20 protein-coding genes and 2 pseudogenes are annotated in these 22,939 nt (G+C 37.7%); 7 read left to right on the plus strand and 15 right to left on the minus strand.

Annotated elements, in window-relative coordinates; all coding sequences use genetic code 11:
* Positions 1 to 19: 19 nt before the first annotated feature.
* Positions 20 to 592 (minus strand): TetR family transcriptional regulator, encoded by a 573-nt coding sequence (locus RMB03_RS09255; protein WP_311075538.1) that lies wholly within the window; start codon positions 590 to 592, stop codon positions 20 to 22.
* Between the two features lie 134 nt (positions 593 to 726).
* On the opposite strand from RMB03_RS09255, the gene RMB03_RS09260 reads away from it, so the two are divergent.
* Entirely contained in the window at positions 727 to 1,929 is a 1,203-nt protein-coding gene (locus tag RMB03_RS09260) for an MFS transporter (RefSeq protein WP_311075540.1), read from the plus strand.
* Positions 1,930 to 2,152: 223 nt separating this feature from the next.
* Entirely contained in the window at positions 2,153 to 2,806 is a 654-nt protein-coding gene (locus tag RMB03_RS09265; RefSeq protein WP_311075542.1) for a glutathione S-transferase family protein, read from the plus strand.
* 46 nt (positions 2,807 to 2,852) lie between these two features.
* Here the strand turns inward: RMB03_RS09265 and RMB03_RS09270 are convergent, their stop codons facing one another.
* From RMB03_RS09270 to RMB03_RS09300, 7 genes are all read right to left on the minus strand, one after another.
* Positions 2,853 to 4,004 carry a sterol desaturase family protein gene (locus tag RMB03_RS09270; RefSeq protein ID WP_005046275.1) on the minus strand — a complete coding sequence of 384 codons (1,152 nt, stop codon included), beginning with the start codon at positions 4,002 to 4,004 and terminating at the stop codon, positions 2,853 to 2,855.
* Positions 4,005 to 4,151: 147 nt separating this feature from the next.
* Positions 4,152 to 5,042 (minus strand): LysR family transcriptional regulator, encoded by an 891-nt coding sequence (locus tag RMB03_RS09275; RefSeq protein ID WP_003652524.1) that lies wholly within the window; start codon positions 5,040 to 5,042, stop codon positions 4,152 to 4,154.
* 89 nt (positions 5,043 to 5,131) lie between these two features.
* Complete coding sequence (locus RMB03_RS09280) at positions 5,132 to 6,487, minus strand: MFS transporter (protein WP_311075546.1); 1,356 nt, start codon at positions 6,485 to 6,487, stop codon at positions 5,132 to 5,134.
* Between the two features lie 42 nt (positions 6,488 to 6,529).
* Positions 6,530 to 7,807: a salicylate 1-monooxygenase gene (gene salA, locus RMB03_RS09285; RefSeq protein ID WP_311075548.1), complete on the minus strand. Its 1,278-nt coding sequence runs from the start codon at positions 7,805 to 7,807 to the stop codon at positions 6,530 to 6,532.
* A 177-nt stretch (positions 7,808 to 7,984) separates the two neighbouring features.
* The gene (locus RMB03_RS09290; RefSeq protein WP_311075549.1) at positions 7,985 to 9,358 is read right to left on the minus strand and encodes a sorbosone dehydrogenase family protein; all 1,374 of its coding nucleotides are present in this window, start codon (positions 9,356 to 9,358) and stop codon (positions 7,985 to 7,987) included.
* A 70-nt stretch (positions 9,359 to 9,428) separates the two neighbouring features.
* Entirely contained in the window at positions 9,429 to 9,839 is a 411-nt protein-coding gene (locus tag RMB03_RS09295; protein ID WP_311075550.1) for a PH domain-containing protein, read from the minus strand.
* A 58-nt stretch (positions 9,840 to 9,897) separates the two neighbouring features.
* Positions 9,898 to 10,587 carry an aspartate/glutamate racemase family protein gene (locus RMB03_RS09300; protein WP_311075552.1) on the minus strand — a complete coding sequence of 230 codons (690 nt, stop codon included), beginning with the start codon at positions 10,585 to 10,587 and terminating at the stop codon, positions 9,898 to 9,900.
* Between the two features lie 138 nt (positions 10,588 to 10,725).
* Between RMB03_RS09300 and RMB03_RS09305 the strand changes: the two genes are divergently transcribed.
* Positions 10,726 to 11,220 carry a GNAT family N-acetyltransferase gene (locus RMB03_RS09305; RefSeq protein WP_311075555.1) on the plus strand — a complete coding sequence of 165 codons (495 nt, stop codon included), beginning with the start codon at positions 10,726 to 10,728 and terminating at the stop codon, positions 11,218 to 11,220.
* A gap of 97 nt (positions 11,221 to 11,317) precedes the next feature.
* On the opposite strand, the gene RMB03_RS09310 is transcribed toward RMB03_RS09305, so the two are convergent.
* The 5 genes and pseudogenes from RMB03_RS09310 to RMB03_RS09330 all read right to left on the minus strand — a co-directional run bounded on the left by RMB03_RS09310 (position 11,318) and on the right by RMB03_RS09330 (position 16,274).
* Positions 11,318 to 12,025 carry a PqiC family protein gene (locus tag RMB03_RS09310; protein WP_311075575.1) on the minus strand — a complete coding sequence of 236 codons (708 nt, stop codon included), beginning with the start codon at positions 12,023 to 12,025 and terminating at the stop codon, positions 11,318 to 11,320.
* Positions 12,015 to 13,682: an MlaD family protein gene (locus RMB03_RS09315; protein ID WP_311075557.1), complete on the minus strand. Its 1,668-nt coding sequence runs from the start codon at positions 13,680 to 13,682 to the stop codon at positions 12,015 to 12,017. Before RMB03_RS09315 ends, RMB03_RS09310 begins: the two co-directional genes overlap by 11 nt.
* A 7-nt stretch (positions 13,683 to 13,689) precedes the next feature.
* Positions 13,690 to 14,498: pseudogene (locus RMB03_RS09320) on the minus strand (paraquat-inducible protein A).
* Entirely contained in the window at positions 14,495 to 15,103 is a 609-nt protein-coding gene (locus tag RMB03_RS09325; RefSeq protein WP_045430345.1) for a paraquat-inducible protein A, read from the minus strand. The pseudogene RMB03_RS09320 and the gene RMB03_RS09325 overlap by 4 nt, the downstream one beginning before the upstream one ends.
* A 278-nt stretch (positions 15,104 to 15,381) precedes the next feature.
* A pseudogene (locus tag RMB03_RS09330) lies at positions 15,382 to 16,274 on the minus strand (LysR substrate-binding domain-containing protein).
* Positions 16,275 to 16,367: 93 nt separating this feature from the next.
* Between RMB03_RS09330 and RMB03_RS09335 the strand changes: the two are divergent.
* The 4 genes from RMB03_RS09335 to RMB03_RS09350 all read left to right on the plus strand — a co-directional run bounded on the left by RMB03_RS09335 (position 16,368) and on the right by RMB03_RS09350 (position 21,005).
* Positions 16,368 to 16,685, plus strand: a complete 318-nt coding sequence (locus tag RMB03_RS09335) for a carboxymuconolactone decarboxylase family protein (RefSeq protein ID WP_004643395.1) — start codon at positions 16,368 to 16,370, stop codon at positions 16,683 to 16,685.
* A 145-nt stretch (positions 16,686 to 16,830) separates the two neighbouring features.
* Positions 16,831 to 17,085, plus strand: a complete 255-nt coding sequence (locus tag RMB03_RS09340; protein WP_311075562.1) for a tautomerase family protein — start codon at positions 16,831 to 16,833, stop codon at positions 17,083 to 17,085.
* 579 nt (positions 17,086 to 17,664) lie between these two features.
* A complete protein-coding gene (gene aspT / locus RMB03_RS09345; protein ID WP_311075564.1) occupies positions 17,665 to 19,350 on the plus strand; it encodes an aspartate-alanine antiporter in 1,686 nt (561 codons plus the stop codon).
* Between the two features lie 56 nt (positions 19,351 to 19,406).
* Positions 19,407 to 21,005, plus strand: a complete 1,599-nt coding sequence (locus RMB03_RS09350; protein WP_045430334.1) for a bifunctional aspartate transaminase/aspartate 4-decarboxylase — start codon at positions 19,407 to 19,409, stop codon at positions 21,003 to 21,005.
* 50 nt (positions 21,006 to 21,055) lie between these two features.
* Here the strand turns inward: RMB03_RS09350 and RMB03_RS09355 are convergent, their stop codons facing one another.
* Positions 21,056 to 21,610 (minus strand): helix-turn-helix domain-containing protein, encoded by a 555-nt coding sequence (locus tag RMB03_RS09355; protein ID WP_311075567.1) that lies wholly within the window; start codon positions 21,608 to 21,610, stop codon positions 21,056 to 21,058.
* A 594-nt stretch (positions 21,611 to 22,204) separates the two neighbouring features.
* On the minus strand, positions 22,205 to 22,717 hold the full coding sequence (locus RMB03_RS09360) for a hypothetical protein (protein WP_311075568.1): 513 nt from the start codon (positions 22,715 to 22,717) through the stop codon (positions 22,205 to 22,207).
* Positions 22,718 to 22,939 lie beyond the last annotated feature (222 nt).

Genomic DNA, 22,939 nt, shown 5'->3' on the forward strand with positions numbered 1-22,939 from the left:
ACTAATAGGCCGCTATAAACTAATTAAAATTGGGATGAGCCTTAAATAACCGCTCTAATAAAATATGGACATAGTCTAAGCATAAGGTGCGGTCAGTGAATAAGATTCTAAACAACATTGGAGCAATGACTGCTTCGATAATTTCTTGATTCGATATGGTTGGTTGATGACGTAGTCTTGCTCGAGCTTGAATAATATCGAGTTGCTGAAGAATTAAGGTTTCGCATTGTCGGGCATTTGAAGATTCAACTGCATATAACACATCACGTAGTAAGACCTGCCCCACTTCAGAAGAATACTCTTCAAAATACTGTTCGACCCATGCTGTAACATCATGTTGAAATGAACCTAAATCTTTTGGCTCCATATCGGGTTTGAGTTCATTTAGAGCAACGTCTGAAAATAACTGATTAATGTCTCCCCAACGGCGATAAATTGTTGAAGGTGTTACTCCTGCCTCATGAGCGATCATGGGTATGGTGATTTGGCTTTGCTCCAATGTTTTTTGAAGCTCTTTGACTGCTTGATGTACCGCAGTTTGAATTCTTTCACTACGGCCGCCCGGTCGTAACCCAGTAACAACTTTTGCCATTAATCAGCTCTACTTCAATAAAAAACAATTAAAATATTATTTGTATATACAAAATACACTAAAGCTAAGGATTTGCTTTAGTGTAAAAATAATGTATAAAAGCTAAATATTCGCTTTTATGTTATTCATCTTATATGAACAATTCAAGTTCGAAACGGTCTAGATCTGTTTTTCAGTTAGATTCAAGAGTTGCGTTGACCTTAAACACGATTACGCTCATGACATTTATGGCCGCGTCCAGCTCACCGACTCCTCTATATCGCTTGTATCAGCAAGCATGGCAATTTTCGCCTGTTACATTAACCTTAATTTTTGCGACCTACGCGTTTACCTTACTTGCCTCTTTACTCATTATTGGTTCCTTATCTGATTATATTGGACGTCGACCTGTCATTCTTTCAGCGATTTTTCTACAAATCGTTTCAATGAGCTTTTTCCTTTTTGCCTCAGATGTTTCTATGCTATTTATTGCTCGTGGTCTGCAAGGCATCGCGACCGGACTTGCTGTTTCTGCCATAGGAGCCGCAATTTTAGATTTCAGCAAACATCAGGGCTCCTTGATTAATAGTATTGCTCCAATGGTCGGCATGGCAGCTGGCATCTTTATTACATGTACTATTTTGCAATTCTCAGCTCAACCTTTGCAGCTCGTTTTTGAGCTTTTATGTGTTCTCTTTGCATTTCAACTCATTTTAAGTTTCTTTAATCCTGAAACTGCACAAAAAAGATCGGGTGCACTTGCTTCTTTAAAACCCAACATGGCTATTCCTCATCAAGCGAGAAGTGCTTTACTAAGTATTAGTCCTATTAATATTGCACTTTGGATGGTCAGTGGTTTTTTCTTATCACTTATGCCCTCTTTACTCGCAAAAATTTTTCAAACCTCTTCTGCATGGCTAAACGGAATTATGTTTATGGCGCTTGCACTTTCAGGTGCAGCAGGCATTTTAACCCTAAGAAAATCTACAAATTTTCGTATTTTGCTCACGGGTACCTTATCCATCATTATTGGGGCAACCGTTTTATTTTTAGCGATTAATTTTACAAGTGCAGTGGTTTTATTTTTGGGCTCTATTATTACTGGAGTGGGTTTTGGTACCGCTTTTATGGGAGCAATTCGCACAGTCATGCCGCTTGCGTTACCAGAAGAACGTGCAGGTCTTATGGCTGCATTTTTTGTTGAAAGCTATTTGGCTTTTAGTATTCCGGCAATTCTTGCAGGTTATTTTGTGGGTAAAATTGGACTTATGAACAGTGCTAATATTTATATGAGTTTAATTATTGGCCTTGCTCTGATTGCCCTTGTAATGATTTTTAAAAATATTAAAAGCAAATAATGATTTGTTAAAAAGTCAGCCTCAAATGAAGCTGACTTAAACAATTAAAAAAATAATACTTAAATAAATAATTTAGCTTCTGATTACTACATTCATATCTATTCAAATTCGTTAGACTATTTTTAATATCAAGATTCACTCGCAAGATGAATTTAGATGAAAAATAAGTAAAAGGCTCAAAAGTACGTTTGAGTTATCATTATAAAATATAAGGAAATTTATTATGAATAATTTCATTTTGACAACTTTTGATTGGGTGCCAGAATTACCACGAGGTTTTGTAAGAGATATAAGGATAAGATGGGCATTAGAAGAGGCAAAAATGCCCTATAAAATAAATAGCGTATCTTTTTATGAGAGAGGAGCTGATCATTTTGCTCACCAACCTTTTGGGCAAGTTCCTTGGTTAACAGATGGTGATATTTCAATTTTTGAAAGTGGCGCTATCCTATTTTATTTGGGTGAACGTAGTCGTGTACTTTTACCTACAGATCCGAAACAGCGTAATGAAGTTATAGAATGGTTATTTGCAGCACTTAATTCAGTAGAAATGGCGAGTCTTCCTTGGGCTTTATTAAGATTTTCTAATGCGCAGAGAGATACTGCCGCACACAAACAATTTGATGCCTTTCTTCAGTCTCGCCTTCAACATATGGAGTCATTTCTTGCAGAGCGCGAATGGCTGGCTCAGTCATTTTCTATTGCCGATATTGTTATGGCTGACGTATTACGTTTGGTGAATAAATTTGATGGGTTGACAGAATTTCCCCATTGTCTTGCATATGTTCAGAGAGCGACTATACGTCCTTCTTTTCAAAAAGCGTATGCTGACCAAATGGCTCATTTTGCAGCGGCAGATGCCAAGAAGAATGCTTAAACATGTCATTTAAGCATTCTAGATTTATTAAGCTAAAACTTAAGGTTTACTGATCACGCCAAGGTTTTAAAAACCGCTTTACATACTTTTTAAAAGGCCAAGTAAATTGTTTCACAAAACTATTTGGGATTTTATAGCCAACCGTTCCATATACACTGGCCAAATGTTTAGGCATATAGACCGTTTTAAAAATAACATCATAGAGTGGGATAAAAGCAGCATAATTTTTATCAATCGCTGGTTTTTCTGAAGAATGATGCCAATGGTGGAATTCTGGTGTTGCAATAATCCAGCGTAAATATGGAAAGCGAAAACGTACATTGGAATGAATAAAAATAGCGTGAAATGAAATAAAAACTAAATAAGCAAAAACAGCTGAAGTATGAAAACCCAACAGGAAAATCGGTAAAGTCGCAATAAAGCGAGTCATCAGTACTTCTATGACATGCAAACGAGAAGATGCTAACCAATCCATATATTCTGTCGAATGATGAATCGCATGAAAGCGCCATAAGAAATTAACCTCATGCATAGCACGGTGCAACCAATACACCGTAAAATCCACCACAATCAGTAACTCAATAAATTGAAGCCAAATTGGTTGAGCTTGTACATAAGGCACAATTGGGTTATCAGGCAGGTGCGTAATCCAATATTGAATTGGCATAACCGTTAAAAAGCTGAATAGTTGAATCCCAACATGGCTGACCATGAAATACTTCATATCGGTCACCCAACCGACTCTTAATATTTTTTGTTCAGGATTTTTGGCAAAAAAACCTTCAAGCGGAATAAAGACAAAAGCTAAAATGAATAGGGTTAGTACAAAATAATCGATACCTGCATAAAAAGGTACACTTGGTAAAACTGGTGCTTCAATTACGCCGCAACCCAAAACTGCTGCCACAAGTGAAAAACATAGCCCGTAGAACCCATATCGGTTTTGACGAACAATCGCGCTAAATGCACCAAAGCCTGCACTAATCACAATGCCAGTGATCAGGCCATAATAGAAAAGATTATAATGCTTTGCGTAAAGAGGACGAAGTTCTGGGGTCGTTAATACACTGGGAAATAAAAAACATAAAGCACCGAATAAACAAAGCAAGCTGAGTGACATTGAAATAAACGCACTGATTTTCCCTAAACCCGCATTAAGTTCTAAATTTTCAAATTTTGCTCTTAATTGATCGGTCATAATTCGTATCAACAGTTCTTATTGTGTATACCGCGAATGCTATCAAAATTTAATAATAAATTGGAAAGAACTTTAATTTATCAGACCAGATTCATTAACCTGAAAATTAAATTTTAAATATAACTTTCAACACAGATATTAATGGTTTTATAAAACTTCAAATATTTGACCGACAGATTGAATCAGCCATTTTCTGGCAATAATATCATCACTACGATTAAACCAGTTCAAGCTCACTTTAAAAGAATCCATAGCGAAAGGTAATTCAAACATTTGGACATTACCATGAGCGAGATAATGTCGAGCTGCTCGTGACGGTAATGTCACCAACATATCTGAACTCTGTAAAACGCCTTGCAAAACACTAAAATGCGGGACTTCTAAACGAATACGTCGCTTCAAATCCATTGTTTTTAAATATTGTTCAACTTGGATATGCCCTGTCGATGATTTAATGGCAACATGATCTTCTTGCAAATACTGTTCTAAAGTCAGTTGCTGTTGTAGCCTTGGATGGTCTGCTCTAGCAATACATACATATCTTTCTTCAAATAGAGTACGGGTTTCTATTTTCGGCATTATTGTCTGCGTACTATTAAAGACAGCCAGATCTAAAAAACCATCAATGAGCCACTGTTCAACCTTATCTGATCGAATCTCTTCAATTTCAATTTGAATATGTGGGGCTGCTTTTTGTAAAAAAGCCATAAGGCTAGGCAAAAGACAAATTTCCCCTGCGTCAGACAGTCCAATTCGGAAAGTTTTATTTGAGTTTTCAGGATGAAATTCCTGTGCTTGAGCAATCGCCGATTCAATATTAAAAATCGCTTGATGGAAAATTGGATAGAGTTCATGAGCGACTTTTGTTGGCTCCACTCCTCCTCGACTTCGAGTAAATAATTCATCATTCAACTGACGGCGTAATCGGTTCAAATTATACGTGACCGAAGGCTGGCTTAAATTTAATTTATCAGCAGCTTTACTAATATGCCGAGACTCATAAATACAGACAAAAACTTTAATCAAACCTAAATCCATGGTTCTGATCCTTTAAATACTCTAAACAAAGACTTTAGCTTCTTTGTTTAGAGTTTAGTTTGTTTTATCGGGATAAAAATGCTTAATTCTTATGGAGATATGCTTGAATTTAGCATTACACGCTTGGTTCGACTGCAAATACTTATGGCAATAACACTTAAAGTTGCCAGCACACAAGGAATAGCTAGCGCGATAAAATTATATTCAATCGGTAAGTGCAAACTTAAAAGCCAGCCACATAAAATCGGACCTAAAATCGCCCCAATACGGCCTATACCCAAAGCCATACCAATGCCAGTACTGCGAATTGGTGAAGGATAAAACTGAGCCATATAAGCGAGCAATAAAATTTGCCCACCGATAGACGCTGCACCTGCAATGGCTATACAGAAATATAAGATGACCATAGGTAAAGCATAGCTCAGCAAGTAAAGTGAAATTGCACCTGCTAAGAAGAGTGAACAAATGACCTTGCCGAGATGAAAACGATCAGCAAAGTATCCTCCACCGATTGCGCCCAACATCCCGCCCAAGTTTAGCGCTAGTAAAAAGACTAGACTGGTTGATAGATCGTAGCCTGCTTCTACCATTAACTTTGGTATCCAATTACCTAGGGCATACACCATAAGTAAAGCCATAAAGACACTGAGCCAAAAAAAGATGGTCACTAGGGCACGATTTTCAGTAAACAAGGCAACCAAAGGACGAGCAGCAACTTGTTGGTTTTCTTGATGTAAAACAATGTTGGTCTGGACACTTATATTTTGTTCTGGGGCTAATTGTTGAAGTAAATGTCGTACCTCATCCCATTTCTTCTGGCGAATTAGATAATCAATCGATTCGGGTAAATATTTCCAAATAATTGGTAATAGAACCAACGGAATACCTGCCAAAATAAACATGATTTGCCAACCAAAATTAGGGACCAACCACATGCCTAAAAGTGCCGAACCCATGCCACCAATGGCATAACCACTAAACATCAGTGAAACTAAGGTAGATCTTAACTTTTTTGGGGCATATTCTGTCATTAGGGCAATGACGTTGGGCATTACACCGCCTAAACCTAAACCCGCAATGAAACGGTAAATTGCAAACGCTTTTGGACTATCGGCAAGACCGCATAACACAGTAAAACCACTGAAAATCATGATACATAACATAATAAGGCGTTTACGACTAAAGCCATAAGATTCTAATTTGTCCGCTAAACTTCCAAACAGCATTGCACCAAACATCATGCCAAATAGTGCAACACTACCTAAAAGCCCAGCAGTCATACTATCTAACTGCCAGTGCTGCATGAGCTTAGGCAATGCAACACCGTAAATGACCAGATCATATCCATCAAAAATAATAATAAGTGCACTCAGCAAAATTACTCGCCAATGCAATGGCGTTAACTTTGCCTCATCAATCAATTGATTTGCATTTAGTTTTTCCATAATTGCTTTCCTTAGCAAATTGTTTATAAAGCATCACATGATTTAAATAGTCGCCATTCCTAGCTGTTTTAATTGTTGCTGTGCCTCTGCAACATCCTGCTCTAAATCGTGTTGCCATAACCAGTCAAAACGATGTTCAAGGTGCTCGCCAATTTCGGCAAATGTTGAGTACTGAGTTGAATAACACTCATAAATTTCGCCAGACTCACGAGAGGTTTGTTGAACACGACAAGCGCGTTTTAAACGGAGCTTTTCATAAATTGAAGACACATCGGTTAGCTGGTCTACTTGTAAGTTTTTCCCTGCCAGTAATGCAGCAAGAACTAAAGCATCTTCGAGACCTTGCCCTGCTCCAGCCCCTTGGTGAGGTAACATGGCATGTGCGGCATCACCCATAAGAATCACGTGCCCCGAGGTACTTTGATAAGTCGAAAGCTCCTCAATTTCATGTAAGGCCCAAATGGTTGGCTGTTCAATTAAACCCAGTAACTTTTGACAGCTCTCACTCCAATCAGAAAAGTCTGCAAGCATTTGAGCTTTATCGACAGGTTTAGTCCACGGTGTATCGGCTGGTAGTACCGTATCTTCACGATTTGAGCAAAAGGCAACAATATTGATTTGCTCACCCTTACGAATTGGGAACGTCAAAATATGCTTATCTTTGCCCAATAACATTTGTGGAATATCAGCTAGGTCTGTATCACCTTGCATTTGCTGCAAAGCTTCTTTAAATGAAGCATGTGAAATGATGCCACGATATGCCCAAGTTCCTGAAAAGCGTGGATGAACAGGTGGTAAATGATGAGTAGCTAAAACATATTGGCGAGCAACAGAGCGAATACCATCAGCCCCAATCAAATAATCACATTCGTGCCGACTGCCATCATTGAAAAGTAAAATGACTTGATCTTCTTGTTCTTCAATAGACTCAAGTCGTTTAGAAAAGTGGACATTTTGTGATGGCATGTGAGGAATAATGGCATCTAGAAAGTCTGCACGATGAACAGAGGACTGCCCTACACCTGCCGCTACCGATGCAGATAAATATTCATCGGTATAACCATTGCGCCATTGAAACCAAACATCTTGAAATGGTGCAGATACCTTGTCTGCAATTGCGTGATATTCGTTGGCTAAACCTAGCAGTTCAATCGCTTTGACTGCATTTGCTCCAAAAGAAATACCAGCCCCAATTTCAGAAAACTGAGGTGCGGATTCAAACATTTGGACATCTAAATGAGCGTGTTTACTTAAATTACTTGCTAAAGCTAGACCAGCAATACCGCCACCAACCACGGCAATTCGAATATGTGTATTCATGTGTTTTATCCTTAAACATCATTGTTGTTTTCACATATTCATTCTTGAGAAGTTGGCTTATAAAGTCCAATTAGTATTTTTTTCGTTCAATTATTTAAAAATTAAATAATAGCCAGTTGGACGAGCCTCTATAAAGCTTAAAGACCGTCCATGCTAATAAATGATCGTTAATACACTTTATGGTGTGCCTGGCGGGGTTCCAATAGCACGTTTCATTGGAACTTCATAAGTCGTCTCAGCAACTGGTGAAACGCGCCAAATCGTATTGCCTACGTCATCTGCAACTAACACAGCACCCGAGAAATCAATTGCCACACCTACAGGGCGCCCATAAGCTTTTCCTTTATCACTGAGGAATCCTGTCAAGATATCTTGCGGTGGACCAGAGGGTTGACCACTTCTAAATGGTACAAAAATGACTTTATAACCACTATGAGGTTTACGGTTCCAAGAACCATGCTGACCGATCAATGCCCCTCCTCTAAATTGTGGCATGAGTTCAGCTGCATAGAATGCAAGACCTAAAGAGGCTGTGTGATTACCTAGTGCATAGTCAGGTTTAATTGCACGTGCGACCAGTTCAGGATTTTGTGGTTTTACTCGTACATCTACATGTTGACCATAGTAACTATAAGGCCAGCCATAAAAAGCACCGTCTTGAACCGAAGTCATATAGTCAGGTACTAAATCACTGCCAATTTCATCACGCTCATTAACAACCGTCCAAAGTTTGCCGCTTTGAGGTTGCCAAGCCATACCATTCGGATTACGTAGTCCCGTTGCAAATGGACGTGACTGACCACTTGCAATATCAAACTCCATAATTTGTGCGCGACCTTTTTCTTTATCCATACCATTTTCAGCAACATTACTGTTAGAACCAACAGTAATGTACAGCTTGGTTCCAGCTGGGTTAGCAATCACATTTTTGGTCCAGTGGTGATTTAAAGGACCACCCGGTAAGTCCAACACTTTGGTTCCACTGGCTGTAATTTGAGTTTCACCGTCTTGATAAGGAAAACGCACCAGTGCATCCGTATTGGCGATATATAAATTATTACCTACTAGTGCCATACCAAATGGGGAATTCAAGTTTTGAAGGAATACCGTTTTTTGATCAGCAATTCCGTCTCCATTAGTGTCTCGAAGCAAACTAATACGGTTGGCACTCGGATGAGATGATCCTGCACGTCTCATCACGAAAGTCATAATTTTACCCTTAATCCCTTTACCGTCTTCTGGTTTAGGAGGGGCATCTGTTTCAGCAACCAATACATCACCATTGGGTAACACATAAAGCCAACGCGGGTGTTCAAGCCCTTTTGCAAATGCTTTTACCTTCAGACCTTCTGCTGGTGTTGGCATAACACCACTCGGCCAGCCTTCTGCTGGTGCTATATTAACTGTCGGAAATAAACTTGATTTAGGCTCAGGCAATTTTGGTTCAGGGCCATAGCTCTCGGTAATAGGAGATTGAGAGGATGAAGCACATCCTGCTAATGTAATTAAAACCGTAGTGCCGAAAATTGGCAGTAAAAAACGTGTAAGCATGGTTTATCTCCATTTATTTTTTGTCGTCATGGAAATAGCGTAATTTATGTTTGCAATTAAACAAGCAACTTTAATGGAGTCTTTTGTTTATGGCTTGAAAAAAACGTTCTTTATCTTTTGGTGAAATCATCACTGAAGTAATTTCTCCATTCTTCATATAATAAATTTTGAGTCGATCTAATGAGAGCGCTGGAGATGAAAGTGGATTATGAGTAGGCTCTATTTGGGTAATATCATCAATATTAATTTTCCATCGGAATACCAAGCTCTTAATAATTAATGTGTCGTTTTCTACTACGTAATAAGTGTTAAAAACTGGAAGCCAAATGACAAAAATAATTAAACTATAAATAATGAGATGCGGAAAATTTGAAGCTAAAGAATAATTATGATTTGCTTCATAAATTTTCATAACGATGATGGCAGTAGTAACAATAAATATTAATAAAATCCACCAATCAATTTTTGATCTAAATTTCAAAAGTTATCCTCCATTCTAAAATTTCATTTATAAAATTTATCTTCTATTACATATTTTTTTATTCTAAAGTAAAACTCACCGCCTCTTTTGCATGAATGGTAGTCGTATCAAATAAAGGAACCGAGAATTTAAGCTCACCAATCAACATACAAATTTCAGTACAACCCAAGATAATTCCTTCTGCCCCTTCAGCTATGAGCGCCTCTACAATAGCAATATACTTTTGCTTTGAATCTGAGTTTATTACACCTAAGCAAAGTTCTTCATAAATAATACGATGTACTATCTTTCGGTCGGCTTCAGTTGGAATAATCACGTCAATTCCATGATCTTGTAATCGAGCTTTATAAAAATCTTGCTCCATTGTAAAAGCTGTTCCCAACAATGCGACTTTACCAATGTGTTGACTCACAATTTCTTTTGCTGTCGCATCGGCAATGTGTATAAAAGGGACCGTAATAGCATCTTCAATTTGCGGTGCAATTTTATGCATGGTGTTCGTACACACCAAAATACAATCTGCCCCTGCTTTTTCTAAATTTAGTGCTTGCTCAGCTAAATATGCACCCGCTTCTTGCCACAAACCTTTCGCTTGCAAGGCTGCGATTTCTTCAAAATCAACACTATTAATAATCACTTTAGCAGAATGTAATTTTCCTAATTTACCGTGAACCATTTTATTAATTTGTTGATAATAAAGCGCTGTGGACTCCCAACTCATTCCGCCTAATAAACCAATTGTTTTCATTATTTAACCCTTCTATTTATTCACAACTTATCTATATCTCTTATGAGTAAAGCGCAGCTAGAATAAAATTGCTTTCTTTATTAAATTATTATTCATCTTATAAGCTATAATTTTTTCAAACCATTTAATAAGAACACTATGTTAGAGACAGATCGCTTAATTTTAAAACCATTCGTTGATAAAGACTTATCTATCATGATCGAGATGTTTCAAAACAAAGATTTTATGGCCTTTTCGCCTTACGGTTCCTTGTCTACTGAAGCTGCAACTCGTCGATTTTTAGAAATTTTAGAACATTATAAAAAGTACAATTTTGGCAAAATGGCTATCATCTCAAAACAAACTCATAAAATTATTGGTTATTGTGGTTTTGAAACATGTGACGTTAATGATCAAACGGAAGCTGAACTAGGTTTTAGACTTATTAAAAGTGAACGGAATAAAGGCTATGTTGTTGAAGCTTCACTTAAGTTACTAGAAGACATGAAAAATCGAAAGTTTAAGCACGTTATCGCTTTCTCAGAAGAAAATAATTTTCCCGCCCACAACCTATTAAATAAATTAGGTTTTATAAAAATGAATTCGTCTAACTATTTAAATATGAATGTTATCTTTTTTAAAAAAGAACTTTAAATTTTTTAGATAAAAAATAGAAATACAAAAAAGCTCCTTAACCATAAGGAGCTTTAAATTAAACATAGAACAAAAAACAATAAAGATAAGTCGTTAACTACGAACAAACCCCATTGCTAATCACCGATTTTTTGTTTGAATCCAGCGCCACGATTGAAGAAGAAACCGTATTAATAATTTGAGTCATCGCCTCACTTGACGCACTCACAATTGCTTCCATTTTTTTAGCTTTTTGATCAATCGGCTGTTTAAAAGCAATTCTACAGTTGAGCTGAGCTCCTCTATTAGTGATTACTTTTGCATTAGCTGACTCTAATTGAGTAGGCGGTATTTGACGCTTTACAACCCAAGACACAGCAATATTAATATTGCTGTGATCTACAATATCAAAATGAGAAAAGTCTGTAGAAACTCGATATAACGGTTGATTGTTTCCAGCAAGCCCACTGCTATAACTGTCAATTGCCCCTAGCTTTTGTTGTAAACCCGCCGACAAGGTATCGCGTAATTGCGTACCCATGGTTGATGTCCAACGCTCATTGTTTAGCACCGTAGACTTACCACTACTGTCTTGTAGCACCAAAGGCGCACGGTCTAATCGGTCTGGAATCCCGACTGGCAACACTTCAATCACCTGCACAGTTGAGCTGGTGACCAGAGTGACTTTGGGTGTAAGCGTATAGTAGTTTGGCGTTGGTGAACTTGAACATGCTGTCATGGCAACTGACGTTAAAAACAAGCCACTCCCAAGCAGCCATTTGGCTGCGTTAGGATGTTGAAAAGATAGATGGTTTTTATTTTTCATCATCGGTCTCTGGTGTCTTACCACGAATAATTGATTCAGGGTGTTGTTCAATATAGTCTGACATTAACTGTAAAGAGGCAGCGGCACGTGTCATTTGCTGCAATGCTTTACGTACGTCTTGTTGCAACGGCGCATCGCTCGACAAAATAGACTCAGATGACCTTACAGTTTTACGAACATCGTCTAAGGTTGCTTGTAAACCAGGTGCAACTTTACCGTCTAACTGTTTAACCAGCTTGTCGGTAGACTCAATCGCTGTGTTCATATTGTTAAGCGTTTTACGCACATCTTGCCCAATTTCAACTAACGGGAATTTCGTTAACTTGTCTGCAATCTGAGAAACTTGTGCTTGTAAACCACTCAGTTCGGTTGGTGTAGTTGGAATCACCACACGGTTATCACCTAGAATCTGTAATGTGGCTGGTTTGGCTTTAGGGAACTTGTCTAGAGCAATATAGTTTTGACCCGTGAGAAGATTGCCTGTTCGCATTTGAGCACGCCATCCGTGTTCAATAAAATCTTTAAAAATTTCACTGTTCGGGTTAAGTGCTTGACCATTTTCAACTCGTGAAGGATAGATGACTGCCTCAACACGCATACGAATCTGTTTATAGTGGTCATAAAACTCGGCATTTATTGATTTAACATTACCAATTTCAATACCCATGAAATCAATTGGTGCACCGACCGTAAGCCCACGCAATGAATGATCAAAGTACATAATCACACCGCGTGGTTGACCATCAGGTTCTTTTAATGCATCACCTTTTGAGTCCCAAAGATTAAAACGACTCTGATTCGCTGCCATCGTAGCATGCGAGCTTTCAGGGATTCCAAAAGCAATCCCCCCTGCGACAATACTTGCCAGCGATTGAGTATCTAAATTAAAGCCCGAAGCATTTAAGGTCACATCAATCCCACTTGCCTGCCAAAAACGTGCATCGGTGGTTACAAACTTGTCATACGGTGCACGGATAAACGTTTGTAGTTCAACATTTTTACCGTCATCAGACAATTTATAGGCTGTAATTTGCCCCACATTAATTCGACGATAATAAATCGGAGAACCTATATCTAACGAACCAAGATCATCTGCATTTAAGAAAAATACTTTTCCGGGAACATCTGAAGATATGACTGGTGGTACTTCTAAACCAGTAAATTCAAACTTATCCTCTTCTGATTTTCCGCCATCCACTTCAATATATGAACCTGACAATAAGGTGTCTATTCCTGAAACCCCACTCGTCCCAATACGTGGTCGCACGACCCAAAATCGTGAATCTTTTGCTGCAAAGTTACTCGCACCTTTGCGCAAATCAATTCTGGCAATAACGTGTGAACGATCATCTGAAAGATCAATCTGCCGTACCACACCAATATCCACCTGTTTATAGCGAACTGTTGTTTTACCAGCGACTAACCCTTCAGCCGTTCTAAAAGACACATCAATTGTAGGGCCATGAGACAATAGCGCTTTTACAGCTAATGAGAGCGCGATTAAAAGCGCGATCAATGGAATAAGCCAAATTAATAAAGGCTTCCACCGACTCTTCTTTTCTTGGGGCTCTGGTAAATCATTCATGCTATCCAGTTCAACATCTGCATTGCGATGATCTGAGTTACCAGTGGTTATTTCATTTTCAGACATACTCATTGTTCTTTTATTGACTGGGATTAATAGAATCATTATTCAACGGCGGATGTTCTGCCTGAATAATCGTTGTTTTTCAGAAGTAACAGAAGACGGTTTGTTTGTATTTTGAGATGCATAAAAATTATCCCAAATAATACGTGGGTCAAAACTAAGTGATGCGAACATGGTTAACACCACAACTGCGCCAAAAGCAATCGAACCCGGCCCTGCTAAAATCGTAGCAAGCGATTGAATCTGAATGAGGGCTGTTAAAAGTGCTACGACAAAGACATCAATCATTGACCAGCGTCCAATAAACTCGACAATTCGATATAATTTAACGCATTGCTCGGGTAAAAATTTCCAACCTGCCGATTTCTGTAGATATACAGCAAATAATAAAAAATACAAAATCAGCAGCTTCAACATGGGAATAAAAATACTGGCCATGAAAATAACGACTGAAACCAGATAGTCTCCACTTTGCCAGAAGTAAATTACCCCACTCATGATCGTATCTTGTTGACTACCCAAAAGTGAGTCAGTCACCGTCATGGGAAGTACATTGGCTGGAATATAGAGGATTGTCGCAGCAACTACTAAAGCAAAGGTTCGATTTAAACTCGCTGGTTTACGTGAATGCAGCACGCTATTACACCGAATACAACGTAAAACTTGATGGCTTTTATCTCGTCGTTTTTTTTGATTTTGAGAAGAATTTACGACACCACAGCAATGACACACAATTAATGAGAGATCTTTAGCCCGTGGATATTGAGTTAAGTTCACACCAGTATTTACAGTTTTTTCTGAGGTCGCGTTTTTTATTGTTTTCATGGCAGTGACCTATCAATTTCGTTCCATATATCACTTACCTTTATGGAAGTAATATAGACCAACAATACACTTAAGATCGCAAATGCCCATAAAGCAATCTCGGGAATCACCAATACCATTCCCATTAACTTCACAAGCGTGACCAAAATTCCGATTAAGAACACCTCAACCATTCCCCACACTCTCATAAAGAAAAGTGTGCGTAAGGCCATCACCAAAAACGTTGGCCTCTTTTTCAAGATACTCACTGTACCAAGCACATAGCTAAGCAATAAAAGATAGGAAAGCGGCACAATAAAAGTGGTAATTAAAATAAGTACACCAACGAATGCCCGATCAAAGTGAAACATCACCCAGACTGCCCCCAGTAAAGTAGTCTCGGAAGTATTTCCTTGTAATTCAATTTTTACGATGGGAAAGCTATTGGCAAGAATAAATACAATTAAGGCAGTTAAAATCAAAGCTAACAACGTTGAAAAAGGTTTGGTATGCCGATAGAGTTCTGCGCCACAGCAAACACAATAAGCTCTTTTTCCATAAGCAAGCGGAGCTCTACGATAGACTGTATCGCACTCCTCACAACCTGCTAATTCTTTAAGCTTCATAGTGATACTCTGAAATTTATAGTTTGATTACATTCTTCAACGAGCTTGTTTTACCTAAAAACAATGACTCCTAACACGCAAATATCATTCCAAAAATTTAACTTATAGCATTGGTATATCAACATTCAAGTTAAGAAAGATAGAAGAAAAATGAAAATTTTGATTATTTTACTGCTACCCAAAATAATTTATAGAGAATCTCTTTGCTACCAAGTTAAATGAAAATACAAATTAAACCAAAGACTATCTCATTAAATTCAACTTTTTAGACAGATAAATTATTGAAGATGCTGTTCAATATATTTTTGAAATTGCTGAACAATATAACCAGATTCTAATTTTGAACTGGAATAAAGCCCAAACGATAAAGATCTAAGTTGGGGCAATTCAGCACTTTTTAAAATCTTGATATCTGAAGGTATTTGAAATAATGATCTTAAACTGATTCCAATGCCTGCACGTACCGCAGGCCACAAAGCTTGAACAGAATTGCACTCATAGGCAATGTGCCACTCCAAGCCCTTCTCTTCAAGCGCCTGAATTGCCATTTGTCTTAGAATACAAGGCTGCTGTAAAACAACTAATGGAATCGAAGTTCCAGTTTCAATAATCTGCTGGATGTGTGGATGTGTGGATGTGAACAAAATAACCACTCTGTTTCTACATTCTGCAATTCATAAAAATTTTCACGGGCTTCATCTTGTTGCCAGATGAGTGCCAAATCCAGCTCTTGTTTTTGTACTTTTTCTAATAAATTAAGATTTCGATCGACCTGAATTTGAAACTGCACTTTAGGATATTGCAACATGAACTGAGCAATTAATTGTTGGAGCGTGCCTTCAGCAAAATCTTCTTGTAACCCAAAGCGAATAACCCCTGTCGCTTGAGTCTGATGAAGTTGTAAAAGTACCCTATCATTCATTGCCAACACACTTTTTGCATGACTAAATAATAATTCACCGCTCGGTGTTAACTCTAACAATCTTCCGTTTTTTCTTAATAATTGGCAGCCAGTCTGCTGCTCTAATTTTTTTAATTGAGCACTAATCGCAGCCGGAGAACGACATAAGTTTTGAGCAGCCAAATAAAAACTGCCTAGCTCTATACCTTTTACAAATGCCCGTAAGGCATCTAAATCAAGGTTCGTGGGTACTTTGGCATAATCATTCATAAAAACTGAACTATAGGTTCAAAAAGTTTTGATTTTTTAAAATATAACAAACTGCCATAGTCGCTACAACATCCCCCAACGCAGAGTTTTAAGATGTTTAGAAAAATTGATATCAATAATCTAGAAACTGTCGCTCCCAAACTTTATGAGCTCGGCAAAGATTATTTGTTTGCAGATATCTGGCAAAGACCAATCCTTGATACTCAAACACGCTGTTTCATTACAATCTCGGCGCTTATTTTACAGGGCCGCTATTCACAGCTCGAATGGCATATCAAAAATGCCCTAAGCCAAGGGATCTCTAAGGAACAAATTATTGAGGTTACTACCCATCTTGCTTTTTATGCAGGACTGCCCACCGCCATTTCAGCACTTGAACATATGCCAGAGGAGATATGGTCATGCCCATGATTCGTTTTACAACCAGCTATCCATATACCGATTTAGAAAAAGCGCAAATATCTAAAGTTGTGCAAACTTGTATGGAAAACTATTTCGATACACCTAAAATGATTGTTTTCATATTTTTGAACAAATACCGCAAGGACAGGTTTTTGTGGACCCTGATTATTGGGTTAAAACTGCACGTACTGAAAAGTTCATCTTGCTTTATATCACCTCAGGCAAGCCCCGAACGGCGCAACAAAAATCAGATTTAATGCTGCATGTTACAGCCCAGCTTAAACAGAATTTTGATGTCCCAGAACAAGATGTCATGTTTGTAATTGTGCAAAATAGTGCAGAAGATTGGTGTTTTGGTCATGCACAGCGCGCTGATCTTTATTTGAAAACAATAGCTCCAACAGCGTAATTTCAAAATAAAATAACCCTAACTATTTATTTTTTAGGGTTATCACATTATATGTAAAATTTTAATAATATTAATAACAAAGAGAATGTTTAATTAACTTAAATATTCACAAAGACAAAAATATCTTTTCACATTTTATTTAAAATAAAAAAACATTATAAAGAAATAGTTAATAATTAGAACACCGCCACAATTATGAGACATGCTTAACAAAAAAATTATTTTAAGTAAATTAATTTTCAATTTGACTCAATCATAAAAATTATATTCAAAAAAATAATAAATTGCTCAATATCAATAAATTAATAAAATATCAACATTATTCATTACAAGACATTCTTTATATTATTGTAATAAAATTTTACTTTATATTAAAAAACAAAAGTTGATTTAATCACTCAGAATTACTGATATACATGGGATCTCAAGCAATTTAAGCACATTATTTTTATAATTAAATTTAAAAAAAGCACCAGTCTTGAAGGTTTGCTTAAGTAATTTCCATATAGTATTTTAAAAAATGAAAAATAAATAAATTTATATATTAAAGATAGATTTAATAATAAAAGTGAGATCAAAATGATTGAATGGTTACAAAGTGTCTTAAAGCACAGCCCCGAAATATTATTGTTCTTATCACTCGCAATAGGCTTCTGGATTGGACAGTTTCAATTTGGAAAATTTCAGTTTGGCGGAGTCGCAGGCTCCTTACTCGTCGCAGTTGTTTTAAGCCTTATTGGCGTACCTGTTGATAACGGCGTTAAAGCAATTTTATTTGCCCTCTTCATTTACGCGGTAGGCTTTGAAAGTGGCCCTCAGTTTTTTAAATCACTGGGGCCACAGTCCATAAAAGAAATTCTTTTAGCAGTATTCATGGCGGTTTGTGGTTTAGTCACCGTCTTAGTGATGGCTAAAATTTTTCACCTCGATAAAGGCTTGGCTGCGGGTCTCGCTGCTGGCGGCATGACTCAATCTGCCATTATTGGTACTGCTGGAGATGCAATTTCTAGGCTCGATCTACCACTGGCTGAAATTCAGAGGCTTCAGGCAAATGTCGCGATTGGCTATGCAGTGACCTACATTTTTGGTTCATTGGGAGCGATCATTGTTTGTGTGAATATCTTGCCTAAATTTATGGGTAAAGAAATTCACGACGATGCTTTAAAAGCTCAAAGTGAACGACTCAAAGGTGCTTTCGAGCTAGCACCGGGTCAGGAACTTGCAATGCCGGAAATTGTTGGCCGTATTTATAAAGTCAAACAAGCCGATGGACACACGATTGCGGAAATTGAAGCAAAACAGCCGAGTATTACGATTGAACGGTTAAAACGTAAAGATCAGTTTATTGATGTTGCACCCGAACTAACCTTACAAACTGATGATGTCGTATTACTGGTTGGGCGCCGTGCCAATGTGGTTTCAGTTGCCGAGCAAATCGGGACCGAATTACAGTCATCGCAAGGTATGGAAATGATTATGGATACCAGCGATGTCATCCTAAGAAATTCCAAATACATCAACCGTACCTTAGGAGACATTAAGGCGAATACGCCTGCGTATTTGAAGCACGGTATTTATGTACTTGCGATTAAACATAACGATGAATCACAACCGTTAAGCGATGATACTCTTTTAAGACAAGGTGATGTGGTCACTGTATACGGTACAAAAAGCGATCTCGAACGTTTAGTGAAAGAGGCTGGTAAAGCCTTACCTGAAAGCTTAAAAACGGACTGGATTTTTCATGGTGCAGGCCTTGTGGTCGGTTTAGTGATTGGTCTTTTCGTGATTCGTTTAGGTGATGTGCCATTAACGCTTGGTGCGGGTGGCGGAGCTTTACTATCAGGTCTTCTCTTTGGCTGGATACGAAGCAGAAATCAGGTACATGGCAATATGCCTCTAGCGGCTTCACAGCTTCTTAAAGATTTAGGTCTGGCAGGATTCGTTGCTGCCGTCGGATTACAATCAGGTTTACAAGCCATTCAAACCATTAAAGAAAGTGGCCTTTCACTCTTTATGATTGGAGTTGTCGTAACACTGGTTCCTCTCCTACTTTCTATGCTCTTTGCACGTTATGTTCTGCGTTATAACAACGTTGCAGTTATGGCAGGTGCACTATCTGGTTCACGCAGTGCAAACCCTGCATTTGGGGCAATCTTAGACAAAGCAGGAAACTCAATTCCGACTGTTCCTTTTGCAATCACCTATGCCTTGGCAAATGTGTTCTTGACCTTACTCGGACCACTCATCATAGGCTTGGCCTGATTTTATACATTGAATTAGAAATTTTATTCATCTCACTATAATTAAGGAGACGTCCCATGGGGAAAGTCGATTATTCTAAATATGCAAAACTTAGCCCATTTGAACTAAAAGATAATTTAATAGAATTAGCTCAAAGCAGAACTGACAGAATGATGTTAAATGCTGGGCGAGGTAATCCAAACTTTCTCGCAACCGTTCCTCGTAGAGCATTCTTTCAATTGGGTTTGTTTTCGGCGACTGAATCTGAGTTTTCATTTTCTTACATGCCAGAAGGTCTAGGTGGCTTCCCTCGCCCCGTTGGACTCCAGTCACGATTTGATAATTTTATTTTGGAAAACCGTGACAAACCCGGTGTCGTCTTTTTAGGCAAAGCCGTGTCTTATGTGCGAGATCAGTTAGGCTTAGACCCAGATCTTTTCCTACTTGAAATGGTTGAAGGCATTTTAGGGTGTAACTATCCAGTACCAGACCGTATGCTCAGAGTGAGTGAAACGATTATTAAAGAGTACGTCTTACGAGAAATGGGCGTACAAGGCATGCAGAAAAAAGATTTAGACTTGTTTGCGGTTGAAGGCGGAACAGCAGCAATGGCCTATATCTTTAACTCATTAAAAGAAAATAAAATTATTAAAAACGGTGACCGTATTGCAATTGGTAGCCCAATTTTTACGCCATATCTGGAAATTCCAAAACTCAATGATTATCAACTTGAAGAAGTATTAATTGAGGCCGACCCTAAACTCGGTTGGCAATATCCAGAATCGGAACTTAGAAAGTTAGAAGATCCATCGATTAAAGCATTCTTTTTAGTGAATCCAAGTAATCCGCCATCTGTAAAAATGAGTGATGAAGGGCTTGCGATTTTGGAAGATATCGTTAAAAAACGTCCTGATCTGATTATTTTAACAGATGACGTTTACGGTACTTTTGCCGATAACTTCAAATCGCTTTTCGCAATCTGTCCAGATAACACAATTTTGGTTTACTCATTCTCTAAATACTTCGGTGCTACCGGTTGGCGACTTGGTGTCATTGCACTTTCAAATAACAATGTGCTTGATAAACAAATTGCGAATTTATCGAAAAAAGAGAAGAAAGAACTTGAAGAGCGCTATTCATCTTTAACGACTGACCCTGCAAGCATTAAATTTATTGATCGCTTAGTTGCAGATAGCCGTAATGTTGCTTTAAACCATACTGCTGGTCTGTCTACACCACAGCAAGTTCAAATGGTTTTATTTGCATTGTTTAATCTGATGGACTCACGCCAAAGCTATAAAAAAGCGGTCAAGTCTGTTGTACGTGAACGTGATGCAGCACTTTATCGACAACTTGGCGTCGATGTTCCAACCGATCCAAATGCCGTTGACTACTACACACTAGTCAACCTTGAAAATACCTCACGTACTCTCTATGGAGATGAGTTTGCGGACTGGGTAATGAAAAATAAAAATCCGACCGAACTTTTATTTAGAGTAGCTGATGAAACAGGTGTGGTTTTATTACCGGGCTCTGGCTTCGGTGTCCAGCACCCTTCTGCCCGTGCATCATTAGCTAACCTAAATGAATATCAATATGCTGCTATTGGTGACTCTTTAAGACGCTTTGCGGATGAAGCTTATGCAGAGTATTTAAAAACCAAGAAAGGAAAATAAGCACCTATATAAAGTGAGGCTCTAGTAGCCTCACTTTTAATGAGCTAGACCTAAGACACCATAGTTAAAAAATAATTTAGTAATCTATCTCGGTCATCTACCTGATTTTCCCCTAAAAACTGAACCATAGCGCCATCAATCACAAATAAAAACAGGTGCGCATCTTCAATTGAAGCCGTAACTTTTAACGTTAAAAGTAGTTTATAAATTTCATTAATTAGCCAATTTCGATAGTCAATTACAACCTTATAGGCAGTTGGATAAAGCTTTTCAATTTCAAAAATTGCTTTAAATGGCAAATGGTAAAAGCCCTCTAAATCTGCATGTAAATAGAAAATTTTCTTGAGCTTATCGAACAACATGAGTTCACGATATGAATGGATAATTGAAAACACCTCGTCTTTTAATGCATCTTTTTGAAAAGTTAGGCTCATCTCGATGAGCTTTTCTTTAGAGTGAAAATCATTATAAAAAGTGGATTTGGAAATTCTGGCTTCAGCAATAATTCGGTCGACACCTACATTATGAAAACCATGTTGGTTAAATAGGTCTCTTGCCGCGTGGAGCACTCTTAATGCTCTAAATGAATTTTCTAAATTTGGCATAAATATTCTGCTCAAAAATAATTTTTTGTTGTATATAAAAGAGATAGAAAGGCCTTCACTCTTAAAATGAGTACTAAAAACAGGCATGCGAAAGCTGCACAAAAAGGATGCGCTAACCTATCTCAAGCTTTATTGTTGATATGATTTTTTAGTCGTAACGATCTAAAGGCTAAACCTATAAATGTTTAAACCGTTTTAAAGACCAGTTAAGCGGTATGGATAGAGAGAGCTTGGCAAAGGCCAAAAAATAAGAAGAAATAGTATGCATAGAGGACTCCTCATGTCTAAAGAAGTTCTACCGAATTACTGTCAAATAATTATGGTGGCAGAACGAGAGAAGGTTGACAGACTGGTTAGACGCCAGCACACCCGAGGGTGTCCCTCTCCCGTCCTACCGCAACGGGAGGAGACGAGGAGCTTACACACAAAACTATTCCTCAGAAGGAATAATTCTGATGCAGTCTAAATCAGCCTGTCAAAGCCGGCTGACAATGTAGGTCAGCAGGCAAAGGATAATCGGCAGGATTTAGAGTGTCAATGTGATATTGGCTAGAAATTGGTTAAATAATTATTGTTTTTCATTTAATTAGACAATCAAAATCTATTATTTTTATAAAATATTACAAGCTGCTCTTCAGCAAATTTTTTTAATATAGTATCTGATGAGTTAATATACCGGTCTAAATATTCCAAAGACCTAGGACACTTTATATTTGTACCTAAGCCAAAAAATGCTTTCCGAGCAAGTACCCTTAAGTCATCTTCCATCATATAACTTGGAACAAAATTAATAGCATTTTTAAAAAACTCCACTAGCTTACAATTTCTAATTCTACTAACTGTAAAAACAATATCTTCATGAGCATCATGCCAATCTGAAAAAAAGATATCCAATAGGCTGAAATCATCTTCTTGTAGTTCATATTCATCAAATATAAGAAATGCAACATGTACAGCATCGCTATTTTTTGATTTTTCTGCGATTTTTAGTAGTTCTTTTGCGAATAGATAATCGCTAATATCTCTAAAGTTTAATCGTCCTTTTAAAATATTTATGGGAATTACCCCCAAATAACAACCTTCAATATCCTTTTCAAAATTAGTCATATTTGCTCTGCCAGATAAAAATAATTTAACTCAATAATAATTTTTTACCTAAATTAGATGCGATTAAAAACCCGCTACCGAGTTTTTAATCTTTCGCTAAACAACCAATGAATCAAAATTCGACTTGTACCGTTACCGTATCTTGATAAACCCCCGCTGGGGTAGTGTCTGCATTTTCATCAGTAATTTTGGTAGTAAAAACATAGTTCTGCTGCGTGACCG

The organism is Acinetobacter sp. V91_7, from assembly GCF_031799075.1.
GTDB lineage: Bacteria > Pseudomonadota > Gammaproteobacteria > Pseudomonadales > Moraxellaceae > Acinetobacter > Acinetobacter calcoaceticus.